Origin of the sequence: Paenibacillus sp. GXUN7292 (assembly GCF_050864975.1) — a bacterium.
Taxonomy (GTDB): Bacteria; Bacillota; Bacilli; order Paenibacillales; family Paenibacillaceae; genus Pristimantibacillus.
Genome location: NZ_JBOZWO010000017.1, coordinates 40,314 through 63,688, shown reverse-complemented (window position 1 = coordinate 63,688; position 23,375 = coordinate 40,314). Strand labels below are relative to the sequence as shown.

Annotated in this window: 26 protein-coding genes; 25 read left to right on the top strand and 1 reads right to left on the bottom strand. The window is 45.0% G+C overall.

Annotation, left to right across the window (positions count from 1 at the left end; genetic code table 11):
* Positions 1 to 250: 250 nt before the first annotated feature.
* Complete coding sequence (locus ACRRU2_RS15210) at positions 251 to 2,161, top strand: hypothetical protein (protein ID WP_432502911.1); 1,911 nt, start codon at positions 251 to 253, stop codon at positions 2,159 to 2,161.
* A 16-nt stretch (positions 2,162 to 2,177) separates the two neighbouring features.
* Complete coding sequence (locus tag ACRRU2_RS15205; RefSeq protein WP_432502909.1) at positions 2,178 to 2,672, top strand: hypothetical protein; 495 nt, start codon at positions 2,178 to 2,180, stop codon at positions 2,670 to 2,672.
* Between the two features lie 258 nt (positions 2,673 to 2,930).
* Here the strand turns inward: ACRRU2_RS15205 and ACRRU2_RS15200 are convergent, their stop codons facing one another.
* A complete protein-coding gene (locus tag ACRRU2_RS15200; RefSeq protein WP_432502907.1) occupies positions 2,931 to 3,311 on the bottom strand; it encodes a hypothetical protein in 381 nt (126 codons plus the stop codon).
* Between the two features lie 347 nt (positions 3,312 to 3,658).
* Between ACRRU2_RS15200 and ACRRU2_RS15195 the strand changes: the two genes are divergently transcribed.
* The 23 genes from ACRRU2_RS15195 to ACRRU2_RS15085 all read left to right on the top strand — a co-directional run bounded on the left by ACRRU2_RS15195 (position 3,659) and on the right by ACRRU2_RS15085 (position 23,113).
* Positions 3,659 to 4,894: a hypothetical protein gene (locus ACRRU2_RS15195; RefSeq protein WP_432502905.1), complete on the top strand. Its 1,236-nt coding sequence runs from the start codon at positions 3,659 to 3,661 to the stop codon at positions 4,892 to 4,894.
* A 2-nt stretch (positions 4,895 to 4,896) separates the two neighbouring features.
* The gene (locus ACRRU2_RS15190) at positions 4,897 to 5,685 is read left to right on the top strand and encodes a hypothetical protein (RefSeq protein ID WP_432502902.1); all 789 of its coding nucleotides are present in this window, start codon (positions 4,897 to 4,899) and stop codon (positions 5,683 to 5,685) included.
* Positions 5,686 to 5,735: 50 nt separating this feature from the next.
* On the top strand, positions 5,736 to 6,503 hold the full coding sequence (locus tag ACRRU2_RS15185; protein ID WP_432502899.1) for a hypothetical protein: 768 nt from the start codon (positions 5,736 to 5,738) through the stop codon (positions 6,501 to 6,503).
* A gap of 66 nt (positions 6,504 to 6,569) precedes the next feature.
* Positions 6,570 to 8,204 carry a hypothetical protein gene (locus ACRRU2_RS15180; protein WP_432502897.1) on the top strand — a complete coding sequence of 545 codons (1,635 nt, stop codon included), beginning with the start codon at positions 6,570 to 6,572 and terminating at the stop codon, positions 8,202 to 8,204.
* Positions 8,205 to 8,262: 58 nt separating this feature from the next.
* Positions 8,263 to 8,424 (top strand): hypothetical protein, encoded by a 162-nt coding sequence (locus ACRRU2_RS15175; protein ID WP_432502895.1) that lies wholly within the window; start codon positions 8,263 to 8,265, stop codon positions 8,422 to 8,424.
* A gap of 7 nt (positions 8,425 to 8,431) precedes the next feature.
* A complete protein-coding gene (locus tag ACRRU2_RS15170; RefSeq protein ID WP_432502893.1) occupies positions 8,432 to 8,791 on the top strand; it encodes a hypothetical protein in 360 nt (119 codons plus the stop codon).
* Positions 8,792 to 8,840: 49 nt separating this feature from the next.
* The gene (locus ACRRU2_RS15165; RefSeq protein WP_432502891.1) at positions 8,841 to 9,317 is read left to right on the top strand and encodes a hypothetical protein; all 477 of its coding nucleotides are present in this window, start codon (positions 8,841 to 8,843) and stop codon (positions 9,315 to 9,317) included.
* A 5-nt stretch (positions 9,318 to 9,322) separates the two neighbouring features.
* Positions 9,323 to 9,874: a hypothetical protein gene (locus ACRRU2_RS15160; protein ID WP_432502888.1), complete on the top strand. Its 552-nt coding sequence runs from the start codon at positions 9,323 to 9,325 to the stop codon at positions 9,872 to 9,874.
* A gap of 179 nt (positions 9,875 to 10,053) precedes the next feature.
* Positions 10,054 to 10,656 (top strand): hypothetical protein, encoded by a 603-nt coding sequence (locus tag ACRRU2_RS15155; protein WP_432502886.1) that lies wholly within the window; start codon positions 10,054 to 10,056, stop codon positions 10,654 to 10,656.
* A 617-nt stretch (positions 10,657 to 11,273) separates the two neighbouring features.
* Positions 11,274 to 12,335, top strand: coding sequence for a helix-turn-helix domain-containing protein (locus tag ACRRU2_RS15150; protein ID WP_432502884.1), 1,062 nt, complete (start codon positions 11,274 to 11,276; stop codon positions 12,333 to 12,335).
* A 51-nt stretch (positions 12,336 to 12,386) separates the two neighbouring features.
* On the top strand, positions 12,387 to 13,013 hold the full coding sequence (locus ACRRU2_RS15145) for a TraX family protein (protein WP_432502882.1): 627 nt from the start codon (positions 12,387 to 12,389) through the stop codon (positions 13,011 to 13,013).
* 423 nt (positions 13,014 to 13,436) lie between these two features.
* The gene (locus tag ACRRU2_RS15140) at positions 13,437 to 13,913 is read left to right on the top strand and encodes a prepilin peptidase (protein ID WP_432502879.1); all 477 of its coding nucleotides are present in this window, start codon (positions 13,437 to 13,439) and stop codon (positions 13,911 to 13,913) included.
* Positions 13,914 to 14,095: 182 nt separating this feature from the next.
* Positions 14,096 to 15,541, top strand: coding sequence for a hypothetical protein (locus tag ACRRU2_RS15135; protein ID WP_432502877.1), 1,446 nt, complete (start codon positions 14,096 to 14,098; stop codon positions 15,539 to 15,541).
* A 13-nt stretch (positions 15,542 to 15,554) separates the two neighbouring features.
* Positions 15,555 to 15,722 (top strand): hypothetical protein, encoded by a 168-nt coding sequence (locus ACRRU2_RS15130; protein WP_432502875.1) that lies wholly within the window; start codon positions 15,555 to 15,557, stop codon positions 15,720 to 15,722.
* 114 nt (positions 15,723 to 15,836) lie between these two features.
* On the top strand, positions 15,837 to 16,691 hold the full coding sequence (locus ACRRU2_RS15125; RefSeq protein WP_432502872.1) for a hypothetical protein: 855 nt from the start codon (positions 15,837 to 15,839) through the stop codon (positions 16,689 to 16,691).
* 83 nt (positions 16,692 to 16,774) lie between these two features.
* Positions 16,775 to 17,092 (top strand): hypothetical protein, encoded by a 318-nt coding sequence (locus ACRRU2_RS15120; RefSeq protein WP_432502870.1) that lies wholly within the window; start codon positions 16,775 to 16,777, stop codon positions 17,090 to 17,092.
* 3 nt (positions 17,093 to 17,095) lie between these two features.
* Positions 17,096 to 17,881 (top strand): hypothetical protein, encoded by a 786-nt coding sequence (locus ACRRU2_RS15115; protein WP_432502868.1) that lies wholly within the window; start codon positions 17,096 to 17,098, stop codon positions 17,879 to 17,881.
* Positions 17,882 to 18,113: 232 nt separating this feature from the next.
* A complete protein-coding gene (locus tag ACRRU2_RS15110; RefSeq protein ID WP_432502866.1) occupies positions 18,114 to 19,292 on the top strand; it encodes a hypothetical protein in 1,179 nt (392 codons plus the stop codon).
* Complete coding sequence (locus tag ACRRU2_RS15105; protein ID WP_432502863.1) at positions 19,289 to 19,438, top strand: hypothetical protein; 150 nt, start codon at positions 19,289 to 19,291, stop codon at positions 19,436 to 19,438. The genes ACRRU2_RS15110 and ACRRU2_RS15105 overlap by 4 nt, the downstream gene beginning before the upstream one ends.
* An 808-nt stretch (positions 19,439 to 20,246) precedes the next feature.
* A complete protein-coding gene (locus ACRRU2_RS15100; RefSeq protein WP_432502861.1) occupies positions 20,247 to 21,584 on the top strand; it encodes a replication initiation protein in 1,338 nt (445 codons plus the stop codon).
* 96 nt (positions 21,585 to 21,680) lie between these two features.
* On the top strand, positions 21,681 to 22,160 hold the full coding sequence (locus ACRRU2_RS15095; protein ID WP_432502858.1) for a hypothetical protein: 480 nt from the start codon (positions 21,681 to 21,683) through the stop codon (positions 22,158 to 22,160).
* Between the two features lie 122 nt (positions 22,161 to 22,282).
* Entirely contained in the window at positions 22,283 to 22,618 is a 336-nt protein-coding gene (locus ACRRU2_RS15090) for a hypothetical protein (RefSeq protein ID WP_432502856.1), read from the top strand.
* Positions 22,619 to 22,666: 48 nt separating this feature from the next.
* Entirely contained in the window at positions 22,667 to 23,113 is a 447-nt protein-coding gene (locus ACRRU2_RS15085; RefSeq protein WP_432502853.1) for an LPD11 domain-containing protein, read from the top strand.
* Positions 23,114 to 23,375: the final 262 nt, after the last annotated feature.

Sequence of the window (23,375 nt, the reverse complement as noted above, 5' to 3'; positions counted from 1 at the left end):
TATTATACTTGTCCCACATCGGACATACAATAATTTTCCTAGAATCTCAAGCACGTTATGGTTGTTTTTCTCTATTCCTGTGCGCTATAGTAGAAATAGAAGTGGATTTTTTTTCAAGATTGAAGCCCTAGCGGCGGTATTGCTTAGAGGGGGTGGGCTCTGCCCATTTTTCTTTATGATTCCGTCCCTAGGGCTTTTTGTCTTTAGAAGAGATTCACTTTTTCCATTTTATTTTAAGGGAGTGATTGTTTTGAAAGAGGCAGTGGAGGTAGAGAGTTTTTTTGATTCTTTTGATTCTGGCCAGATGGCGCTACGATTTCGAACGATTATTATGGCGAGAGTATCAGAAGGAATACCAGAGGGTGCAGTTTTGTTGGGTTTATTATCAGAAATGTCGGCAAGTAAACGGAGCGCATTCTTACAGCGAATAGGGCTTACTACGAAAGTCAAAAGCAACGATCAGATTGTCCTTTTAATTCGTGCCAGATCGAAGACGAAAAATGCTATATTTTCGTTTTACTTCGCTCTATTGTTATCTCTGTACGAAATATTAGAGGAATTTTTGCTGGATGAGACGAATCCCAATTTGCTTATTGAGAGAGAATCCATTATTCGTGCATCCTATGGGAATTGGCATTTTTACTTCGCGCTAAAGTTCCATCCTAACTATGACGAAATCCTCGAGGAACGAATCAGGGATCTCTACGAAGAATTGATGGCTATGCCCGTCTCAGAAGTGGAGAGTATTGCTCCGAAACAAGAGCGAAACAGCGACCTTGTTCAAAAGGAACGCTCCAAGCGCATCCAGCTGCAGGAAGTCAATGATAAACTGCAGTCCCAAGTGAAGGAGTTAACCAAAAGCTCAGCGCAGTTCCAGAAACAAAACAAAGAAATCCGTGAGCAAAATGAAGTTCTGAAACAACAATCGGCCGAGCTCGAGGCGAAAATTCGCAAGGAATATCTTCGTGCCAATGAAGCCGAGATTAAGATTCGCCAAGTGGAAACCCGAAGTCGGGATTTAGAGTGGGAAATCGATGATAAACTGCGTGAGAAGGATAATGAGATCCTTAACTTGCAAAAACAATTGCTTGCCACTCGCGAACGCAATTATCTCTTGCGACAAGTTGAGGCTTTGTTACGAGCCGATGCCCGAGCGCTCATGACCAGGGGAACGGGTTCGGCTGGCGATGCGTTTACGGACGTATGTGCTCAGTTGCAGGAGTGCTTAAGTTTGATGAAGGCAATCGAGCAATATAGCAGTAAGTCGGCAGTAGAGACAGCAGTTGAAATAGAACCTGCATCAGAGGTTACAGTCCAGAGCGAATCGAATGATTCTCCAGCTACAGGAGAACCGCTAGAAGTGGCATCATTGGAAGAGGGTAGGATCGGTAAATTCGTGCGCCGGCCGCATGGTGGCGTTATTGAGTTTGGGGACGATACTACCGTTTTTATCACAGAATCGGTTGTACAAGCTGTTGGTGTCGAGCATGAGGCAATTGTTTCCTATGCTGCTAAAGAGGGTGGAGGGCACCATGTCTCGCTGATTATGCAGGGCGATGATTCCAGTTCTCCGGTACAGCAGCTGCTCGGTTTTGTACGTCTAGGCGATTACCACGAATTTTACTGCGTGGACGTGAATACAAACAACTCGTATAAGCTGCATCAAAAGGATGTAGATTACTTGACCGTGCGGGATGGAGAGCCCTGCCTGTTTAATGTGATGGAAGGGTATCAGTATGCACGCATTGCTCGCATGTACCGCAATGAATCCACTAATGGCATCGATGATTTACAAAAGAAACATGCACAGGAGGCTTCCCAACGAAAAACTGCAAAGCCGACGGAAGTCATTGAAAAATTTCTGACAGGCTGTAAAATCGTAATTGTTGGCGGCTTGGAAAAGTGGTTTGCTTCCACCGTTGAAATGACGGGGGCAGAGCTTATTCATAATAGTGGCCATCATCCCCAACGAGTCTTTTCGGATATCAAGAAAGCCAACGCATTATTTTTGTTGCTCACTGCAAACTCCCATAAAGCGACATGGGGCGCTATAGAGGAAGCCAAGAAGTACAATGTGCCTCATTTCACCATTCAAGGTTCGCGATCAAATCTATTGTCCCTGTTATGGGATAATCGGGAGTTTATTTTGGGCAATCAGTGAAAGGAGGGTTTCGTCCTTGAGTGACTACGCAGCCACTCACATGCGGGTTCTACGACGAGTCAGACGTAGACGAGGCTATTGTGCTGATTGCGGGATCGCACAAAGTGAAACTTATGTTTGTGCAGACTGCAGGGAAAAGAGGGAATTTGCGAAGGTCCAACGAGAGCAGAAGCGTCTCGAGCAGGGGTTATGTCTGGAATGCGGAAAGCATCCCATTGATTGGATTAATATATCCCATGCATTTAAGTGTTCCGATTGCTCAAAAGGTGTGATTATTCGCAAGCTGAAGAACAATGAAATTACGAATAAGTTGTTGTATGATCTGATGGTGAAGCATCAGTGCACCACGATGCAACTAGCCGAATACGTTGGATGTTCGCAACGTGCGGTTGAACGCTGGCTGTTTGAAGGCAGTCAGCCGCAGCTATTCAACGCCCTGGAGGTGTGTCATTACTTTGGGGTGGAGATCGACGAGGTATTCCCACAAGTCGTGCGGCAGATTCTAGCGTAGAGTCCCGCTCCGGCTCCCGCTTCAATGGGAAGCAGATTCCATGAGGGGTTACGCATCCCGCTTCAGGGGTGCGATTCCCGCTCCAGGTAACACAAGCGGTGAAGCCATCCCTTTGGGGTATCTGTTACCGGTTAGAGGGGACCATTGGGGAAACAGGGGAACCTTCCCTTGCCCGACCAGTCATTGGCTAGGCGTATCCTGTTAGGAGACGCCTTCCTCTTGGCGGTTGGGCTTTTCCTTTTAGGGAAGCGGGAAGGGTTACACGATTCCCCGGCGGGCAGTTAATTCCAGTTGAGCGTGCGCTGCGGCTAGACGATGCTTCCTTTTGTTCGGTATGGACACGAACGCACAGGAGAGGAAGCCGATGCTTAAGATGAGCATCGGTATTACGAGTTGGAGTTGTGTGAAGCCTAAGGCGATTAGCACTAAAAGCGTACCTAACAGCACGATAAATCCGATCTGTCCGATGTGGTACGCTTTTTCCCAAATCATCTGCAGACGCTTAGCGTGGTCGTGCATCCGGACGAGTTCATCTTCTGGTTTTTCCTCATATTGCTTTATATTTAAGCGGACTTCCCGCTCCAGCTTCTTTTTCGCTTGATACTTTTCAAAGCTAATAACCTTTATATCTTCTCCCATTGCGATCCCCCTTTACTGTATACTGCCATTCTAACATATGCACTAGAAAATTTAAGCATTTTCATAGCGGAGCGGGTTTACTGATTGAACCCTAAATGAAAAATATGGTATAGTAGATTACAGTTGATTAACACAAATTTTCTTCAAGAACGAAGCCCTAGTTGGCGGTATTTTTCCAAGAGTGCATTCTTTTTGTGCGCTCTTAGAAAGATTACTGGCTGACTGGGGCTTTTTTTGTGTTTTTCAACCCCAATTCGATACTGGCGATATCGAATTTTTAGTCTGCCCCATCGAAACGATGGTATTTCATTTTAAGGAGGTGTGCTCGTTTTATACGAGCGACAAGTATGCAAATCGATAATCTTATTGCAAGTCAGCCGGCAGTAGAGCAAAAGAATGTGGAGGTCACTATTGTAGATCGTGACCGGTTTTTGAAAATGATTGAAACGGCAGCGGATTTTACGGCCAAGACTGACAATGTTCCCGTGTTGCAGAACATCTTCTTTCAGATCAAGAAAGAAGTGCCTAAACGGACTGCGGAGGGCATGGTCAAAGTACCTGGGAATGCGCTGTTCTTGATTGCAAATGACGGTACCCACACCATTGCTCAGGGTATTGCCACCGAGGAAGGTCAGTCGTCGGTTATCGAAGCTACCGGAGAGCTGGAGACGATGTTGCCGAAGGCTTTTGCGGATCTTGTCGCAAAGTTGCCGGCCAAGCAATCGCTTAAGCTGGAATTCTCCAACGATCGATTGAACATTCAGTCTGGTCGTTCCTCTTACGAGCTGGTATTGACGGCGACAGAGCAATTCCCGCAGCCAAAACCCGAGCAAGCAAAACCTTTTGTCATATCGTCAAAGGAGTTTTGTGCGGCGCTCAAAAATGCGATCACTTTCGTCGATCCGAAAAATAGCGGTGCTCTACAGGGTGTTCATATTATGGGCACACCAAAGGGCTTGCTCATCGAATCGTGCGACAGAACGCAAGGGTACAGAGAGCTGCTGCAAGGTGCTGCCGAAAATGTGGACATCACCATCGTAAAGGATACGGTCAACCGTATTTGCTCCACGTTTGACAAGAAGGACACGAAGATCGCGGTCGTGGTTGGCGAATCGTCTCTGACGATTAACGGCGATGGCAAGTCTTTGATCTGCAGCTTCCTGGATGCAAAGTATCCCGACCTGTCGAAGATGACATTCGAGGAATTTGCCGCTAATGCTGTCGTGGATACGAAGGAAATGATTGAGATGCTCTCTCGCACATTGTTGTACCAAAGCGCAAAAGGCGCATCCACAAACCCAGCTATTGTTTCGCTCAAAAACGGCGTTCTGCTCGTTAACGTTTCTTCTGCGATTGGAAAGTCGGAAGAAGCGGTAGAACTGAGCGACAGCAGCGGGGAAATCAGATTGGGGCTTGATGCTTCCAAGATGATAAGTGCGCTGAAATGCTTCACGGATTACGAGAAAACGACGATTCGTTTTAAGTCTCCGCTGGAAGTGCTTTCGCTTCAACCTGTCGGTGGCAATGACGAGCTGCATAAGACAGCTTTCATGCTTCCTGTACGTGTTGCGCAGGGGGTGTAGGCATGAGCGTGTTCACCGCATCGGGGTTACTTGAAGACGAGGTGTTCCAACAGACGGCTTGTTCCCTCTATTGGCACAACAGCGAAAAGGTTAAGCAGTTACTACGTCATGGCGCTGAACAAGAGGGGCTCGATCCTGAACACGAGCTCTGGGCGTTCATCAAGGTGTTTGTAGAGCGGTTTCGGAAGGGGCATTTCGCTCAGTTTTACAATCGGAATCGGCACTTATATCACCGCAACACGGTGCAAAAAGTGCTGACGTATGATTTGGCGAAGTGGGATAAGAGCACATCTTCTCTCCTGCCCAATTGCATCCAACTCATCTACAGCACTTGCCAGTGCTCCAGTTTGCCGCATGATTTGCTTGAGCAGATCGTTGTGGTACTGGAAGACGAGTTGGTAGAGGCTCAGGAGGAGTATAAAAGCTTTCGTCCGACTCTTACCAACGAAACCTTCGAGCGGTTGTATAACGAGTTTTGCTTTGCAGGGGATCTTGATATCTTAGTTCTCTGTATGGGCATGGGGGATCGAGAAGGGGTTGCGGAAGTGTTCCAAGCCGCACGCTTAGCCTTTTGGAGATCGCTAGAGGAGCGTAAAGGATGCTTGTTCACCGCAGAGAAGGAATTCGCTTTTCGTGGTGAGCCAAGCAATGAGTTGACGTATTTGCAGATCCTAAAGGGACTGCGAATGATCGACCAAGTATTTACTCCAACAGAACGTTCTACGTTGCCGGATTGGTGGAAAACCATTTTGGACGCGGTAAGACATTCTGCCATAAAGGAATTAGTCTAAGGAGCCTTTCACTGGTTCTTTTTTTATTTTCATTTTGAAGGAGGAGGGTTATGAGTACCCTGTTATTAACGGAGAACATCTTTGCATCGTTGGCGCAGAGAGTGTTCGGTTATCAAAAGAAACATGAGATGCCGACATGGTTTTACGAGAAACTCGGAAAGCCGGTAGGCAGCGTAACGTTCGCTGATCTTGTTGAGTGGGCGGAAAAAGTGCGGCAGGCGAATATCAGGGCCTTCACCACACTCTATCCGCATCACATTGTCGATATTAGCGAACCGCCGCATTACGAGGAAAAGGATAACGAAGTTTCCCTCGGATACCTGGTTGCCTTTCTCAGACGCATCGTTTACCAGCTGGATAATCAGCAGTACGATGAGGGGCTGCTGGAGGCGTTGGTGGAATTTTTGCAAGATGAGATCCTGATGTTGTCGGAGGAGTTCGCACAAGCTGAACTTCCTCCACGTGTCATAGATGCACAATCTTTGATGCAGGCAGCAACCGCGATAAAATCTTGTCGCCACTGGTTAATATCCGGTAATTTCTCTTTCATTTTTCTGGATGAGCTCGGAAAGTTCTATTTCGAGCCGCTCCGTAAAGCATACCTCTGCCAAGTCGGAGGTGGGAATGTGTCGTTTGAAGAAGTTCGCTATCGTCACATTGATGGCATGAGCATCGGTACTACACTGAAGCTCCTTCGACAACTGCGCGAGGTCATTCCTACCACACATCACCGTTATTCTTGGCTTGATGAACAGTGTCGTGATCTGCGATATGTGTTCATTGAAAAGGTATTAGAACAGTCCGAAGTTGCTGTTTGATTATTTTCAAAGATGGGGGCTCTCTCTTAGGGAGTTCCCTTTTTTATTCCAAAGGAGGCTATTGCCATGAGTTATCAGTTAATGATGGGGCTTACCGACGACCAAATCTTGTCGGAAATCAAAGCGTACCAGGGGATCATCGATTTCGATTTCAGCAACCTGATTCCGGACTACATTCGTGACCAGCTGCACGACAACAGCAATGTATTTGCGGAGATGGAAGCTGATACGGGGGAGTACATGCAGATTTTCGTTGCGGTATCTCTCATGTATCCGTTTAATCTCTTCCGGCTTACGCTGAATCATGAAGGTTTGCTCAAAGGTCTCGGGATCTTCCACAATGCTCGTGTCACGTATTTGCTGGAGCATGGGACGGTGGCTGAATTGAATCGACTGATTGTGTCGTCGGCCACGCATGTGATCGAAATGGCAAAGACGATTCCCCACCGCAAGCTTAAGTGGGGGGAGAACGTCCAAGCGATCATGATGCGAGTGGAAGCTGAATTCCCCGAATTGTTCGCAAAAGTCAATGCATCGATCCAGCAGAAGAATCTCTTCGATGGCTTGCAGGGGGAGATTCAGCGCCTGGGCGAAACGATGTGCCGGATCGCTACCGCAACGATGTCTCCAGCCGAAGCGGAGATGCAAAAGAAGGCATGCTGCGGCAAGTTCGAGCAAATGCGTCATGCCATCTTGGATGCGGAAGTGAAGCGGAAAGAGGAGCTTTTTGAATTGGTGAAGGAGACGGAATCCAACGTGCTGGCGTTCATCGATCGCAAATTGGCCGAAGAGCCTGTCCGCTTGCTGTATTATTGGACCGGCAAGAAGGTCATGGTCAAGTTGGGGTGGAGCTTAACATCCTACCGCTATGACCGTGATCATAAAACGCAGGTTCGGCAAAATCGGTCGAAGGATAGCCAGGAATTCCCGTTGGTGGTGTCGCTGGGGTATATCGAGGATTTCCTCTGCCACAACGAAATTCGGTACCAAGACGTGCTCATCGATGAGCGATCAATCGGCGCTTGTTACAGTTTTGATGACGTAACCAGTCTCGATCTGTCGCCGGCTTTCGTGCGGGAGTGGTACAACTACGATTGTCCGGATCTCTACCGCATGTCGCCTAATACAAATGGCGGTACGAACATGCTGGGCATGCCTCTTCCGCACTTTAGCAATAAATTGGTGGAAGCGGGATGGAATAGCGTGTATATCGATGAGGACATCACCGACAGCGAGGCATCTGCGCTAATGAAGGGGTTTGAGCACACGCGCATCTCTGCTGAGATCGAGATTGTATTGAAATCTCGTTCCGTGGATGATGTTGAAGCGTTGGAGTCCTGGATAAATGCATTCGATGCTCGCATTCAGTCGGTGGTCGATAAGAATGCCGAGGCGATAAAGACGCAGCTTTCCAAAAAGTTTGCTTCGCGCGTGCGTACAGATGAAAACGGGAAAACCACAATCAATGATGATTTCGGGTTGGACTGTGGCTTCCTGCATGTTACGGCTGCGCTGGCGGAGTACAAGGAGAAGCGGGGGATGCTTTGCGCACTTAAGAGTTCTGCGTCAAAGTGGATGCCGCTCACGCTGCCGATTTTCTCACAAAGCACAACCTTTATGGCCGAGCAATTCCGAATTGCTCGAGAGTTCGTTTACCTGGAAACAGGTCTGGAGCTCGTTGGTCATACGGTGCTGGATTAGTTTTCAGAAGGGACCTTCTCGCAAGGTCCCCCTTTTATTTTTCAAAGAGGTGAGAGACGTGGAGTTAGAGCAATTAAAGGATAAGGTGCAGACCATTGAAAATGTGTTGTTCCGTCTGCGCACAGGTAAGCATTTATTTCCGGATGAAATCGCAGAAGCGCATCAGGCATCCCAGAGCATCCTCAAGGATTACGTTTTGCCATTAGAAAATAAGGAGTGATTTTCCCATGTGGGATACAACTGCTGTGAAAGATGTTGTTGCCGATCGAGAAAGAAAGTTGAAGTGCAGCTGTGGACGCGACTTTACGCAATTTGAACATGCAAGGCTTGAATGCCCTGTTTGTGGGTCTACGAAGGCCGATGATTTTGTAGAGGTTCGTCGGCCAATTTACAGGGTTTACCTTGCTGAGATCCTGGGAGCTCCGTATGACGGAGAACCGATTTTGTTTTCGGTATCCAACGTGCGGGAGTATTCGTTGCGCGAAGAAATCGCAAAAGGGGAGAGACTCATTAAACCAACTTCCCTCCGCCTGCTGTATGAAACTTTCGATCGTAATCTGGCTCGATCCTTAGCTACTGAATTGTAGGGCAATGATGCTTGCCTAAAAGCATTACTAATCGTTGGGGGTTATAAGGATGCACAATGGTTTTTATAGATGTTCTTGCGGGGAAATTACTGTTGTGCCAGGCAAAAGGCATGTAATCGATTGCCCTGCTTGCTACAAGATGGTTCAGCCGGCAGATCGTATTACCGATGCTGATTGGGGGCATATGTCTCGATATCAGATTCTTCTTCTCATGAAGGGGTGCTTCTTGATTAGTTCGGATTTCGAATTCGAGCTTGAAGAGCGGTATCTGAATTGGGATGTCGGTACTTCGGTTGCTCAAATATTGGATGAACTTGAGGAGCGCTATGAAGAAGCGAAAGAATTTCACCATTTCCGTGTTTGCTGCGGGCCTGAATTTGTAGAAGTATACGCAAGAAGTCCGGTGGATGCAGCCGATAAGGTGTTTGAAATGAAAGAGTGGGATACCGTGTTTGTATTGGACTCCGAGGGACCTCACGTCTACAAGCGGTCTCCCGAAAGTTACTTAGTATTAAACGAAGGGTGATTAGGATGTATTATTATTGTCTTTTGGAGAAGGGCGATATTGTTGATGTTGCCGTTACTGCAGATCAAGCTCGTCAGCGTTTCATACTGGAGCGGGATAGGGTTATTACTCCCATGATTCGCACACTTGAGTATGAGATGACGAGCGATGATTTTAAGGGTGTCGTAAATGATTTGCCGTATTTGCTCTATTTGGATATCCACTCTGGAGGGACTGTTTACGGTCCTGTCGTTCTGGTTGATGATGGCTTTAACGGCTGGTTGGAGCAGCTGAGGGGCTTAGGGGCGCGCATTACGAGTCCCACAATCTTGAAGCTGCGTGCATCTGGATACTCGCAACCTGTTCGTCCGGAAGTGATGGAGCTGGTTTATGAGTATTGGATGATTAAACCGTCGAAAGCGCATATTCAACCTGCGATCGAGCAGCTGCAAGATCCGGATGTGGATGCCGATCTCATTGACGCATTGTTTCCTTCGCATTTCACAGGTGCTTTGCGGGCACAATGGGATGCGTGCTGGGCGTCTAAGCAAAGAGATTTATCCCATTCGCAAGTCTGATGCTTCATTCTTTGAGTGCAGGCATGCTGCACAGCGCAATCCAGTAAGCCGATTCACAGAAAAACCCTTGCTTAACAGCTTGGGTTTTTTTGTGCTTATTGCCTGTGCAATATCATTGTGTTAATATATTCCTATACTATTTTGATATTGCAAATTCAATCAAGGAAGGAGTGCATCTCATGTCGCAAGCGTTCGTTTGTTGTGGTCAAACGCCTGTTTTCAACGACAATTCGATTACACGATACATTCACCGTCAGTATTCCTCCAGTCACCATTCAGAGCCCGTAGTCTACTGCATGAAGTGTCACACGTACTATTCGAGTCCGACCGAAGATGGGGGGGATTTTGAGGAGTTAAATGTATTTTATGTTCGTCGTCATGGCATCGATCATTGGTTTACTCCGCTTACTTTGAAAAAGCTTGGCGAGTTTCGCCGGCTAATCTACTCCGAAGGTGTATTTGCAGCGGATGCGTATCAGCGTGTGTTTAAGGACAACGATAAGCCTGCACCAATCTACTACTATGATGGTCAGATCGTGTCCGTATGGCGGGGAACGTGGGTACAGACAACCATGCGCATAGATGATCTCCCATCCCTGGATTCAATGGAATACACCTTGTTCGAGCGGTCGTATATTGATCGTGTTAAGCTGTCTATTATTATGCCGGAATCGTTTCGTTCAGCCACGAAGATTACGAGGGAACAAGTTCAAACGCTTTACCAATTCAAGCTCCTCTCTCAACAAGATTACGATCGCTATGTTAATTCCATTGCAAATTAAACACTCTTGTTAAATGTTGTCGTATTTGCTACTCTATTATTACATTATCCACGCCGGTTATGGCTTTTTAACAAGAATGAACCCTATGGGTACAACGTGAGCTCCTAGCTTCCGTATGCCTATTGGGTTCTTTTTTTTGAAAAAGGGGAGGGGAGGTCTTTCGATGATCTTTATCAGTAGGCGGCCGCTCGCTTAAATAAGAAGAAATCCCCTGCACCAGATGGGGCAAGGGATTTCGCGAACGTGATATATAAAGTTTGTAATCAGTCTATCACAGCTTCTAGCGTATTGCAATTATCTGGGCGTGAAATAGTTGTGTGTTTTAGACCGAATTAGACTCCATTCTTCACGGTTGTGGATAAATGTGCTATAATTTTGACAGCGAACGTGTGTTGACGGGAGAAGTATACCCATTTTTGGGGTACTCTTCTATAAGTGCAGGCACATATTCGCTAGATATGGGCTTTTTTGCAATTTCAAATAACGGTAGAAAGGAGGAACGTGGTATTGCTAAAAAGACAAAAAATAAAAGAGCAATAGGTTGGCCGCCTCCCGCTCTTTCGTTAACGATAGATATGATATTTTCGTAAAAAAATCATATCATATCGGCTTCTTTAATGCAATCTATTTTAGCGCAACCACTGACAATTATGACGTATAATCGCGATCTAGTTGAGCGGAAAACGAATCTAAAGAATGGCACGGAAACATTGCGTTATTATCGCAAAATTACCAACGAACAACGCCAAAAGATTATTCAATACGAGCGCGATGGAAGAATGGGTACATACATCCGTAGAGATCAAGACGACATCTATTTTTCCGAAGGCGATGTAGAGCGATTTTCATTGGACACGATTGGGTATCATCCGATTCCTTTTCGTGAAGGTAATTTCACAATGGTTTCTAATTATTTGCTTGATTTCTGGGGCTACTTTTTGAAGCCTACAGGCGTCCATCTTTACACACTGTTGCGCAGGCACTGCTATAACAAAGACTACTGCTATGTTAGTACAAGCACTTTAGCAACAAAAATGGGAATCAAGTCCAGAGACACAGTGAAAACGCATCTGGATCTGCTCGAGAGTTACGGCTTCATCTTTCAGTTTCTAGTGAAGAATGAAAAAAATATGGATGAGGCTCCGATTACTAAGGTTCGAAATCATATTCCGATGCTCACGGCAGAGTTAATTCAGCAGCTGCCGACAGCGTTGCGTAAGGATCATGATCGGCTTGTGCATGAGTTGTCTGAAATCTCACAAGCAACTGACCTCATTAAGCCTTTCGTTAATGTCGAGCAAGTGTACGAATCCTTTGTCACCAAAGGTGAAATTCGTGAACCTAATCATCTGGCGAAAGAAACGGAGCTGCAGCAAGTTAAGCTGGACCACTTAGCTTCAAGAATGGACGAAACCGATCGCAAGATTCTCGACATGCTAGCAGAAAGACTGCTTGGTGAATCCTGGGATAACCATGTGATTGATACTTTCGTTAAACCGTTAATACTTCATTACGATCGAGATCGCAGAACTGGTGTTTCTGCCATCAACATCTACTGCTCTAATAGTGTTATTCATCAGTTTGTAACGACCACTTTACGGACTAGAATCATTCACTATCTTACGCAATACTATGGTCAGTTGATGGTAAAAGATGTGAACTTTATTCTGGTGCATTGAGAGGGGGATATCTCCCTCTCTTTTTAATACGTAGGGAGGGGGGAGGTTTCCGTGCAGCTTATTGCGATGCTGACAATGTTAATCGACCATATCGGCTTTGTTTTCTTACCCGACCAGCTCCATTGGCGCTTAATTGGGAGACTAGCGTTTCCGGTCTATGCATACTGCATTGTGCTGGGATACCACTACACAAAAGATTCCGGACATTATTTGTTGCGTCTAGCTGTTTTGGCGATCATATCCCAACTGCCTTATACGTTAGGTTTAGGGTTTTCCGGATTAAACGTCATTGCTGATTTAAGTGTCTGTCTAGCGGTTCTCATTTTGCTCGACCGTTTTCCACACAAGTACATTCGTGTCCTGGTCGTTCTCGCAGCTTTGATTCTCCTCGAATTACTTCCCTTTGGTTACGGCGGCTACGCTTTACTTCTAGTGCTCATTTATCGTTATTCTAAAGGCATATGGGCTATAAACTATCACATCGCACTCAATCTGCTCTTTATCCTAACACATGATGACTTCATTCAATTTGCCAGTGTTGCATCAACTGTTCTCATTTTCTATGCAAAGCCGTTCTTAAATACGCTTGGTAAAGTCAGGTTTCCGCGTTGGTTCTGGAGATCATTTTACCCTGCTCATATGGTTGCAATCGGTTTTTTTAACACCATTCTTCCTTAGAAGAACGTACTCGCATATCGTTCCATTCTGTGCATAACTTTTTTTATCAACAAAGGCTTATCCACAAAAAGACTGCTTCTCGAATGGCAGTCAGTAGCCATCCACACTCTTTTTACGGTATCTAATTTTTATATAGCGTAGGTATCTAAATTTTATATAGCGGGTTATCCTCAACGAAATCCGGTATCTAATTTTTATATACCGAGATTCTGTACACAATGATATATTTTTTATATAGCGGTCTACTAATTTTTATATGGTGAGGGGCTAAAATTTAGGTACAAATAATAATGTCTTTAATAAGATTTACTTAAATAATTTATAACTACTACTATTATTATCAGAATAAATTTCAAATTCTTTTAAGACTAAAAGGATTCAAAACCAAACCTCAAAATCTATTAAAGCTTGGAGGGATGACATATGATGCTGGGCGCAGCTGCAGTTACGATTTTGCTCCTCTACTTTTCCTACACGGATTTCCGATACAAAATTCTACCGAACAAGTTGATGTATCCCGCATTGAGCAGTATTAGTATCTATCGCTTGTTTATTCACGATGATGCTATATGGACTTATTTCGCAACTGGTGGAATTGCGGGAGGGCTGTTTTTACTGGTGGCACTCATCAATCCTAAGTGGATAGGTGGGGGCGATGTGAAGCTGCTTGCGTTTCTTGGTATTGCCCTGGGGTGGGAACTCATGGTGATTGCCACTCTTATTTTCTCAATAGCCGGCTTTATATTCAGTTTGTTCACTGGTTTCCTCAAGAGAACGCTAAGAAAAATTATTCCGCTCGGCCCGTTTATCGCGCTCGGTGGTATTGCAGCTCTGTGGTTCGGAAATTCGTTTTTGGAGTGGTTATATACTCTCTTTACTACAGCGTATAAGATTGTGTAGTGGGTTGCATTACCGTAAACTAGATGCTAAGATTAAAGCATAATAATTTGCCTTTTGGCTTTTGCTTTTTAAGACTTCAAACCTTCAGGGTTGTTTGTGTTCATGCAAAGATTATGCATGCAAACCGACAACTTCTGGAGGTTTTTTTGCATGTAAAAACATTATTTTTAAGGAGGATGCGTATGTCTGCGGAAACGGCGACTACAAAGAAGTACATTTCTCAAGAAACTATCGAGCAATTAAAAATGCTCGATATTAAAGAGTTTGCCGAGGCGATGGGAGAACAACTTCATCGCAACGGGAGAAGTTGGATGACCTATCGAAATGGTGGAGAACGTACCGCATCTGTAGCGATTACACCAGATCGTCAGGTGTGGAAGGATTTTTCGCAAGGCATGTATGGACGAGATGCATTGTCGTTCTACGCCTACCGGAGATGGAATGAAACTGAGTTAAAGGGTGAGAGATTTTCGATTGCGGTTCATGAGGCTTGCGCGATCGCAGGGATTCCTGTGAAATATGAGGATGGAACCGTGCTTGAACCCGATCGAGCTCGTAAAGTAGCTGAAGCTTCACCTGTGTCAGAGGATCTCGATAAGAAGAGAGAGCCTGAACATTTGAATCGCTTCTATCGATCGCTGCTGGATTTATTACATCTGTCAGAGAAACATCGTGTGCATCTGACAGAAGAAAGATGTCTTACTCCATCTGAAATCGGGGTAAGAGGGTATCGCACTTTAGTTTCTCAACAGCAAGCTCGGTTTAAGATTACGCAGGAGTTAATCTCTCTAATGGACGAAGAACCCGAGGGTATCCCTGGTTTCTTCCTTCAAGAGACCGAGCAAGGAAACATTTGGTCACTTGCTGGCCGTAATGGATTTTTAGTTCCCTTCCGGAATGAAATTAACCAGATCGTCGGACTACAGCTTCGAGTGGATGACCCAGACTTTTTCGATGTGTTTGGTCCGATCAAGGTGAAATCGTTCGATAAAACGGTAGAGGTATATGACCTTAACACCAATAAGGTTATCTGGAGTGGTGCTCGTCAAGTTATACAGGACGGACCATTGAAATTGCCTCAGGGGACTGTGCGAATCACCAAAGGAAGCAAGTATTTATGGCTCAGCACATATGCTGATCCGGGCAGAAAGATTATTAAAGGAGCTAGAATGACCCCTGCCCCGTATCATGTAGCAGTCCCATCACGAATTCTGTGTAACTGGGATTGCGGAGATCACATCTCCAATTACATGAACACGTCGGTAGTCTGGTTGGGGGAAGGACCGCTAAAAGGGGATATTGCAAGCGAATATACAGACCAAATTCACCTTCAAATCGCCAGTGTCAACGCAATGGATCAACTGTTTCAGCCTGCTCTTGATTTAGGGGCAAAAACAGTTATTCTTGCTCCTGATGCTGACGCACAGAGTAAAGTGGACACTGTTGGGAATGCGGTAGTGAAGTTGATAGAAAACGCTTTGAGGTTCTTTGAACCTCGTGGCGTTGAAGTCAAATTTGCCGCCTGGAATGTATCGCAATCGAAAGGTTTGGACGATCTTTTGAATTCTGGGTACTCTCCCCATCTCTTAAGGTGGGATGAGCAGATTGGAAGATTCAAATCGCATTGAAGGAGGTGCCGGCTTGAGCGATTACGGCTTGGACTTGGAAAAAGTCGAGTTGCGCTTTGCCGAGGTATTGGCCACGCAGGATGATAAGCAAATTGCAGAATTTGCAAAACATATCATCCCGTCGCTGATCGCTGACACGAGGAAAACCAGATTGGAGGTAGTAGAACTTCTCTTGAAGTGATACTGCAGCTAATCGGTCAGCGCACATACGAATTTATTTATCAAAGACCGCTTTTACTCACGATTATTTCGTGGGTTAAAGCGGTTTTTTTATTTCACAAGGAGGTGATTTTCGTTGCAAATTCTCTTGGAGCTGGAAGGTTCGGTGGCGGATGATAAACCGAATTTGAAGGGGAAAAGAAGGTCTCGGCAAATATCCCGTTCAGACTTCTCCAACATTATGCTTTCGTTGGGTGGAGCTGAGGAATATGGGCCGTGGATCGAAACCAATAAGGCGGATGCAGATTGTCTAGCACTAGCCGATCGCCACTACAGTAGGCAGTCTGTTGGCGCAAAACAATTCTGCAGGCCAGGAAACAACCTCGTACTACGCACAGAGCTGGGAGATGCGGTGTGGGTATCGTGGTATTCCAAGAAGCGGGACGATTTATTCGTTGACGCTATTGAATGCACGATATTCCGTAACGAATCAGCTTACCTGGCATCGGATCTGATCAAGTGGGCGATTTATGCGACGGTGCAGCAGTGGGGGATTCCGAAGGAGGGGTTCATAACCTTTGTGAAGGAATCCGCTGTTCAATCCAGCAATCCTGGATCGAGCTTTCTCAATGCAGGTTTCCGCAAGGTCGGCTACACGAAGGTTAGAAGGCTGGCTATACTGCAGCTGCTTCCGAACGATGTGAAGGGTATATTGCGAGAGGTTGTGCTGGCCAAGCAAATGTCGGCGCTTAAAGAGCTGATCACATCTTGCATAGAGAATGGGGAGTTTTCAGAAGCTATCGAGTTCTATAACGACGCTCGAGCGCTTGAGACTCAGCTGCGTTCTATGCGTAGTGAGCGTGTTCGCAGAAATAAAAGGAAAAGGGATTGCTTCGAACCCAATGACGATCCCTTCGATTTCTTAAGCTCAATGTCTTCGGACGGCTGGTTTCCTGCAGAGATGCTGGAGCTGCTGGAGGACGTGTATTAGGAGCGACAGAATGTGGGAACAAGGGAACCTTCTAACCGCGCTTGCGGGGAGGTTCTATTTATTTTTATAAGGAGTGATGGTCAATGGCGGTTATGGAAAAGGAAAGAACGATCGACGTACCCCAAATCGAGGTAGAGGGCTATGTGGGGGAGACTGCAGCGTTCCTCAGTCAGTTTTATCGGTTGCTCGGCTGGAATGGGCACGATGAGCTGAATCCGCGGTGTGTGGTCGTTAACGATCGTTGGTGGGTTGAGGTTGCCGAAAGATTGGCGCTTGGCAAAGATGCAGAGGACAAGTGGATCATGATGAACTACGGTCCCTCCGGACGGAGTGAAATCCCTTATGGGAAAGTTCGCCTCTTGCCTGGCTATGTCACATCCAATTATCAAAAAGGAGAATGAGCTATGAGTATTTTTCAGGAGTATGAAAAGATTCGCAGAGAAGTTGGGGAAGAGATGTGGGCTCGGTTTCATCAGTTTCTTGACCATAGACCCGACTATCTTCTTAGCGATGTGCTGTATAAGAGAGACGTTGCTGCAGATTTTGAAGCATGGCTACCAACAGCGCCGGCATACAAAATCATTACGATACGTCGAGCCGAAGGTCCGAAGGGCATGAATCGCGGGCGATATGAGGCGTTTACGTGGAAAGAGGCAAATCAGATCTTGCGCGAAATGGCCGCAACGGTTTTCGGTTCTTATTATGACAAAGTGGATTTTACGGTTCAATTCGCGAATGAGACGCATAAAGGTCGGTATGATTTAACGATTAAGGACAATTTCCACGCCGACTTGTACGGTCATATCGAATCGGAATGCCTGTTCTATATGGGACAGCTGCGCCCCAAGCATATGAAGATGACGGAGTATACGAACTTCATTCTTGGCATCGATTCAGCGCCTTACGAATCGTTCTACAAATCAGTTCTTCTCCCGACAAAAGAAGCGGAGGAAGAGCGGGTTGACTCCATCTCTGATGTTGCTATTGTCGCTTATGTGCTTGGGCGGAAAACGATTCCGCTTGGCACGAGTGGCCTCGGAGAGTTATACGAGCAAACCAGCTCTGGTGAATGCTTGCTTACGGAGCGGGGTCATGGAGTGTATGAACGAAACAAAGCTGAAATTGATAAATTGGCGCAGCATGTACATGTGCCTGCACTCCAGGTCTGGGAACAGCTTCAGAATTCGTAAGGATATCCAAATGGATAGCGAAGGAGATCACATTTTATACAAAGGATGGCGTTCTAAATGAAACGTATAAATATTCGTATTTCTGAACTTCAACGCAGATGGCAATGGCTGATGAAAGCTAAGGAGCATACGGTCGTGGGTTCACTGACCTTTCGGAAATAAGGGTGTCTACAAAGATGGGAGGTAAGCGCTGCGGCCTTACCTCTTTTTTTATGTAAAAGGAGCTGAGCGAATGAACTACTACGATATTAAAGCCTCGCAGGTCGAAGGGCGACTTCTTCGGCGGTGGGTTGAAAGAAATCGATACGTTACCGGCAGTGGGAATGAGCAGGTCATTGTTGCTGTAGATCAGCAGCGGATTTACTTTCAGACCAGTTCGACCAATCGGCAGCACGTAATCATTCGGGAAAAATTGCGCAAAGCTATTGCACTTTTATTGCATCGCAAAACGGTGTTGCGCAAGGAGCTCGAGCGGTTTAGTCACATGAATTCTTCTTTAATGGGACTGCTGCGACATTTGTTTATCGAAACGGCTAAGTTTGTTCGCACGAAAATGGGACAATTGCGTTTAACAATCAAAGGTTGCAGGTTCTTTTTTAGCGGATTGGAGCGGGCATCGAGAAAAGAGCTGGAATGTTTGCGGATTGCTGGTGCGAAGCATATTTTGGCATCTTATTTTTATCTGCGGGGCTCGCTCTCAACGCCTCCATTACTTCGCTTTATAGAGGGGAATGAATGCGATTTGCTCCTGGACTCAGGGGAATTCTCCTCGTACAAAGCACGAATGAAGTATGGGGATGATGTATCTGTAATAACGGTCGAGGAGTATGCGGAATTTATTCGTACCTATGACCACCTGATTTACGCATTCTTCAACCTGGATGTGACAGGAGATCCAGTGTTGTCCGCGGCCAATTTCGATAAACTCCGCAGTCTTACTGGTCGGAATCCAATCCCTGTATGGCACCCCAATCTTGATGATTGGAGGAATAGCGATTTTAGCGAATTGGAGCGACTGGTTAATGAGGATCATGCGGTGATTGCGATTGGTGGGACGGTGCATCTGGGGTTGAAAGTTGGACCTTTAATGTCGAATAAAGTGAAAGCAGCGTTATTTCATGAGATTTATTCCAGGTTCGGTGACAGCCAAAATTTCCATTGGTTAGGCGGATCGTCGCGGTTCATGCATCGATTTCCGTTTTTCTCTGCTGACTCCAGTGGTTATTTACAAGCACGCAAATTCCAGCAACGTTATTACTTTGACGGGGAAGATATTGCAACCAGACAAGATCAAGAGCTATCGGCATGGGAACTGTTGTTGGAAAACGTGAGGTTGTTTTCTAACTTGGAGCGGGATACAAATCCAATGCTCTATGGAGAAGAAGAAACTGGGGAGTTCGTTGTCTTATGAGACGGTGGATTGATGAGAACAAGGAGCAATATAGGAAGATGCTAAGGACACAGTGTGATCGTTTGAAAAACAAGATGGTTCTAAGCGATTATGAGCGGAAAAAGCTTCAATCGCTCGAGAACAAGCTGAATGGCTTGAAGCAATAACCTCGCACTCGCGGGGTTATTTTTTTTGCTACATTGCTCGAGATGTAATTTTCTCGTAACTCCACGTTGTCTATCTCAATTATAATTCCAATATTCAACTGCTATGTTTATGTTCTTTTATACATATATTATTTTTGTTTTAATTGTCTACTATGTTAAGAGACTCGCATTGCCTTGATACACAAGGCTTGTGAGTTATTAATGTCCGCATAGACGGAATGAGATGTCCGGATAAAGGGGATGAGGGGTACTGACAGAGGGAATGGGATGTCCTTAGTTTCGGGGCGTTATGTCCGCTAATACGGAACGAGAAATCCGTAGATTCGGAACAATGTCTGTGTCGATGGGGTGATATGTCCTGATAAACGGAATCACATATTCAATGTCCTTAGAAATGGGGAGGGATATGATATGTTCGTAAGAATGGAACATACAGCTGCTAGATCAGGTAGTAGTGAAGCAAGACGTAGGGGTTGCGGGAGTTCTTATGTCCGTGTAAATGGACTTGTTATATCGCTCGTTGTTTGTTTATCGAGTGGATTAAAAGGGTAGTGGCTATAAATCATCTGTTGTTTTAGTGGCAGTGTTGATTCAAGGCGTGGAAAAAAAATTTCCGCCCCGTTTTTACGGACATGTTAAATGCTTGTTCTAGTAAGATTTGACGCTAACCGCATCCGAATGCTGATCGTAAAAATCCCGATTGTTCCGTTTTTAAGGACATATCAGAATCGGCTCGTTTTCATCCTATTTCTTCCATTCCACCGTCGAGAAAAATCGGATATAGTAGTTTGGGAGGGGAGGGAAGCGAATGAGCAATCAATCTGTTACTCAAGAGATTCTAGATATTGAGACTAACGGACAACTTTCGTTAGCTATGCCGGAGGCGGTCGAAGCCAACATAAAGGACTATTACTGGGTTAATCAGTCTAAAGAGATTCTCAACACACAACAGGATCTCGACTTGATGGAAAGACGGCTCATTTTTTCAATAGTGTCCCTTGTCCAGCCGGATGATGAAGAATTCAAGACATATACGATATCTATTAAAGAGTTGGCCAAGCTTATTGGCATTGAAGGTAAATCGTTTTACGAACGGGTAGAAAGAGCAATTACACAGCTACAATCCAAGCAGGTCCAGATCACTCAGGGTGATACACGTACTGTAATGACGTGGGTTAAGACGGCCGTTTATCGAGAAGGAGAGGGCAGGGTTTCAATCAAGCTCAATGAGGATCTTGCTCCCTATTTGCGGGACTTAAAACGGGCATACACGAAATTCCGACTTCATAACGTTCTTAAGTTAAAGTCGGAGTACAACTGGCGACTATATGAGTTGCTGAAGGAACGTGAATTCCGTAAGGAACGCATTATTAAGGTGAGTGAGCTGCGATACCTGCTGAACATACCGGAAGGCAAATATAAGATGCTTAAACATCTGCGTGAGCTACTTGATCGTGCCCAGGCAGAGTTAGAAGAGAAAACAGACATATGTTTTACATATGACATTTATAAACGTGTAGGGCGCTCCGTAGAATCGTTTATTTTTCGGATTCAGAAGAACATGAAGAATCAGATCCGTGAGAAAGAGGTTGCGAACTATGATGCCGAGAGGTTGCTACAGCTGCTTGCGGAGCATGGTGTACATCGTAAGAAGGCTGTATATCTAGCGCAAACTTATCATCCCTTTTACATCGAGGAAAATGTGCGGCATGTACGTGCTATGAATGCGGGAAATTCGATAAGAAACCTAGCGGGTTATGTTGTTAAGGCGATCGAAGAAAATTATGCGAATTCGCTATATGACACTCCAATTGACGATCCTCTGTTCGGCCTGGAACTTGGCAATGTGGAGCAGGGAATTGAAGAAGCTAATAAAGCGGATCTCGATACACTCAATACCATCATCTCAAATTACAAGGATCTGCTACATCGGAAATTAGGACATGAGGAATACACGACAGAGCGATTACAAAAAATTGCGCATGAACGTGATGAAATGCTCTTAGGCGCATTAACTACAATCCAAAAGAAACGGAAATCCCATCATAAACCACCGTTGCTTTATGATGATATAAGTGGCAATCCTTATTTAAGACCGATTTATGATAAGTGGGAGCAATTACAACTGGATTGTTATTTGTTATAATTTCTTTTCATCTCGCGATGTGCGAGATTTTTTTTGCTATGTTTTAGTGTTGTAGTTCTGGGGAATAATTATCCTGAGGAATGAGGTGAATATAGAATGCGTGTAAAATTGTTATGTGTATTCAATGATAAAGTATACGAAGTTCCTGAAGAAAAGTACAAGAGTGGAAAGATGTTCGAAGCAGGAAGTTCTATTTTAGAAATGTTCTTAGGCTATGATACAAAAAATAGAGCTCCATACAACCTACTTTGTATTTGGTTTAACAGAACAACCTATAATCCGTGTAAACAGGATGAGGTTATTTATATATATAACGGGTTGATGGATGAACTTTTGTCATCAGATACGCTTCGTCAAAATCTCTCCAACATGCTTGGAATTGAAGTGTCCGCGCCCATACCTAGGGCTAAACCAAAGGAAGTCATCCCGAGTCTAGAGGAGTTACAAAGTATTAAACGCTTCTTAAACAAAAAATATCCTCGCTTGTTAGAGAACTCACCTGATATTTTAGAATACCCAACACTTAAAAACCAGGGTTTTCACCAGTTATTAAATCAAATGAAACTTCAAGCATGACTTCTAATTTAATGAATCTCTGATATAATAGACTTATTATTAACGCGGCAAACAGAGCCATTTTTCCAAGCGTAGATCCTTTATGGGGATAAATTTATTTCCTAAGGATTACGCGGCGAAGAATGGCTTTTTTTGCGTTTGTCGCGTTACATATATTTTTACTGAAAGCGAATCCGGCGATGCATGCAATCATGCATCCGTTGTGGGTTCGCTTTACTTTTTCAAAACAAGGAGGGCTTTTGATGGCAGCAAGATATGGAGATTGGAAAATCATTGATGAGAGAAAGTGTCATGCATGTAATGTGGGAACGGTGACGGTCCAAAAGCGGGAAGTGACTGTTGTATTGGCTCCCGTTTATTACGACCCAGAATACCGTGAGCGGAGTGGGCATGATGTTGCATCGTGTTGTGACCATTGCGATTTCAGTGATTTTGATCCCGCTGACCTGACAGATTAGTTCAGCAATCTAAAGTATCTGATACTGTATCCAAAGGAGATTATGAAAATGACGAATGTAAATGAAAATGTTAGATCGATGGAGTTTATTGGGTTGGATGACTGGAACAGACCGGTTTATCGATGTGTTGAAAACGGAATGCTCTGGAAGGATTTGTCGCTGGGTAAAGGTATGCCAGAGCTTTATAGCTGCGGGAATTCTATTGATGGCGAACCTGATTCTCCGATAAGTGAAGATTTGGAGGTAGTGTTCAACTCCAAGTATGAGGAAGATCCCAACCGATTTAATTACATGATGTTAAGTCGATTAAGAATGGACGTTGAGTATTATTTGGGTAATGGGAACAGGAGCAAAAGATGTCTTTACTATCAGGATGAAAAGGAGCATATCCAAAAGATGAAGGAGTTGCATAACTCCTTTCCGGACGATGCAAAACCAGAATGGCTAACCTATGACGATATTTTGAATTACGAGAAGCAAATGGTTGCCCAATAAGTTTAGAACAAGACGAATATTAAGACCCTGGCGCTGTATCGCTAGGGTTTTAATTTTTTGAAACAATGGTATAATGGTGGTATTACTAATGCGGCGAACATAAAGCCATTTTTCCAAGCGTTGATCCTTTATGGGGATGTATTTATTTCCTAAGGGTTACGTGGCGAAAAATGGCTTTTTTTTGCGTTTGTCGCTTTATATATATTTCTTAATGAAAGCGGATCTCGATGATGCTGCCTGCAGCCGTCGTGCTTCGCTTTTA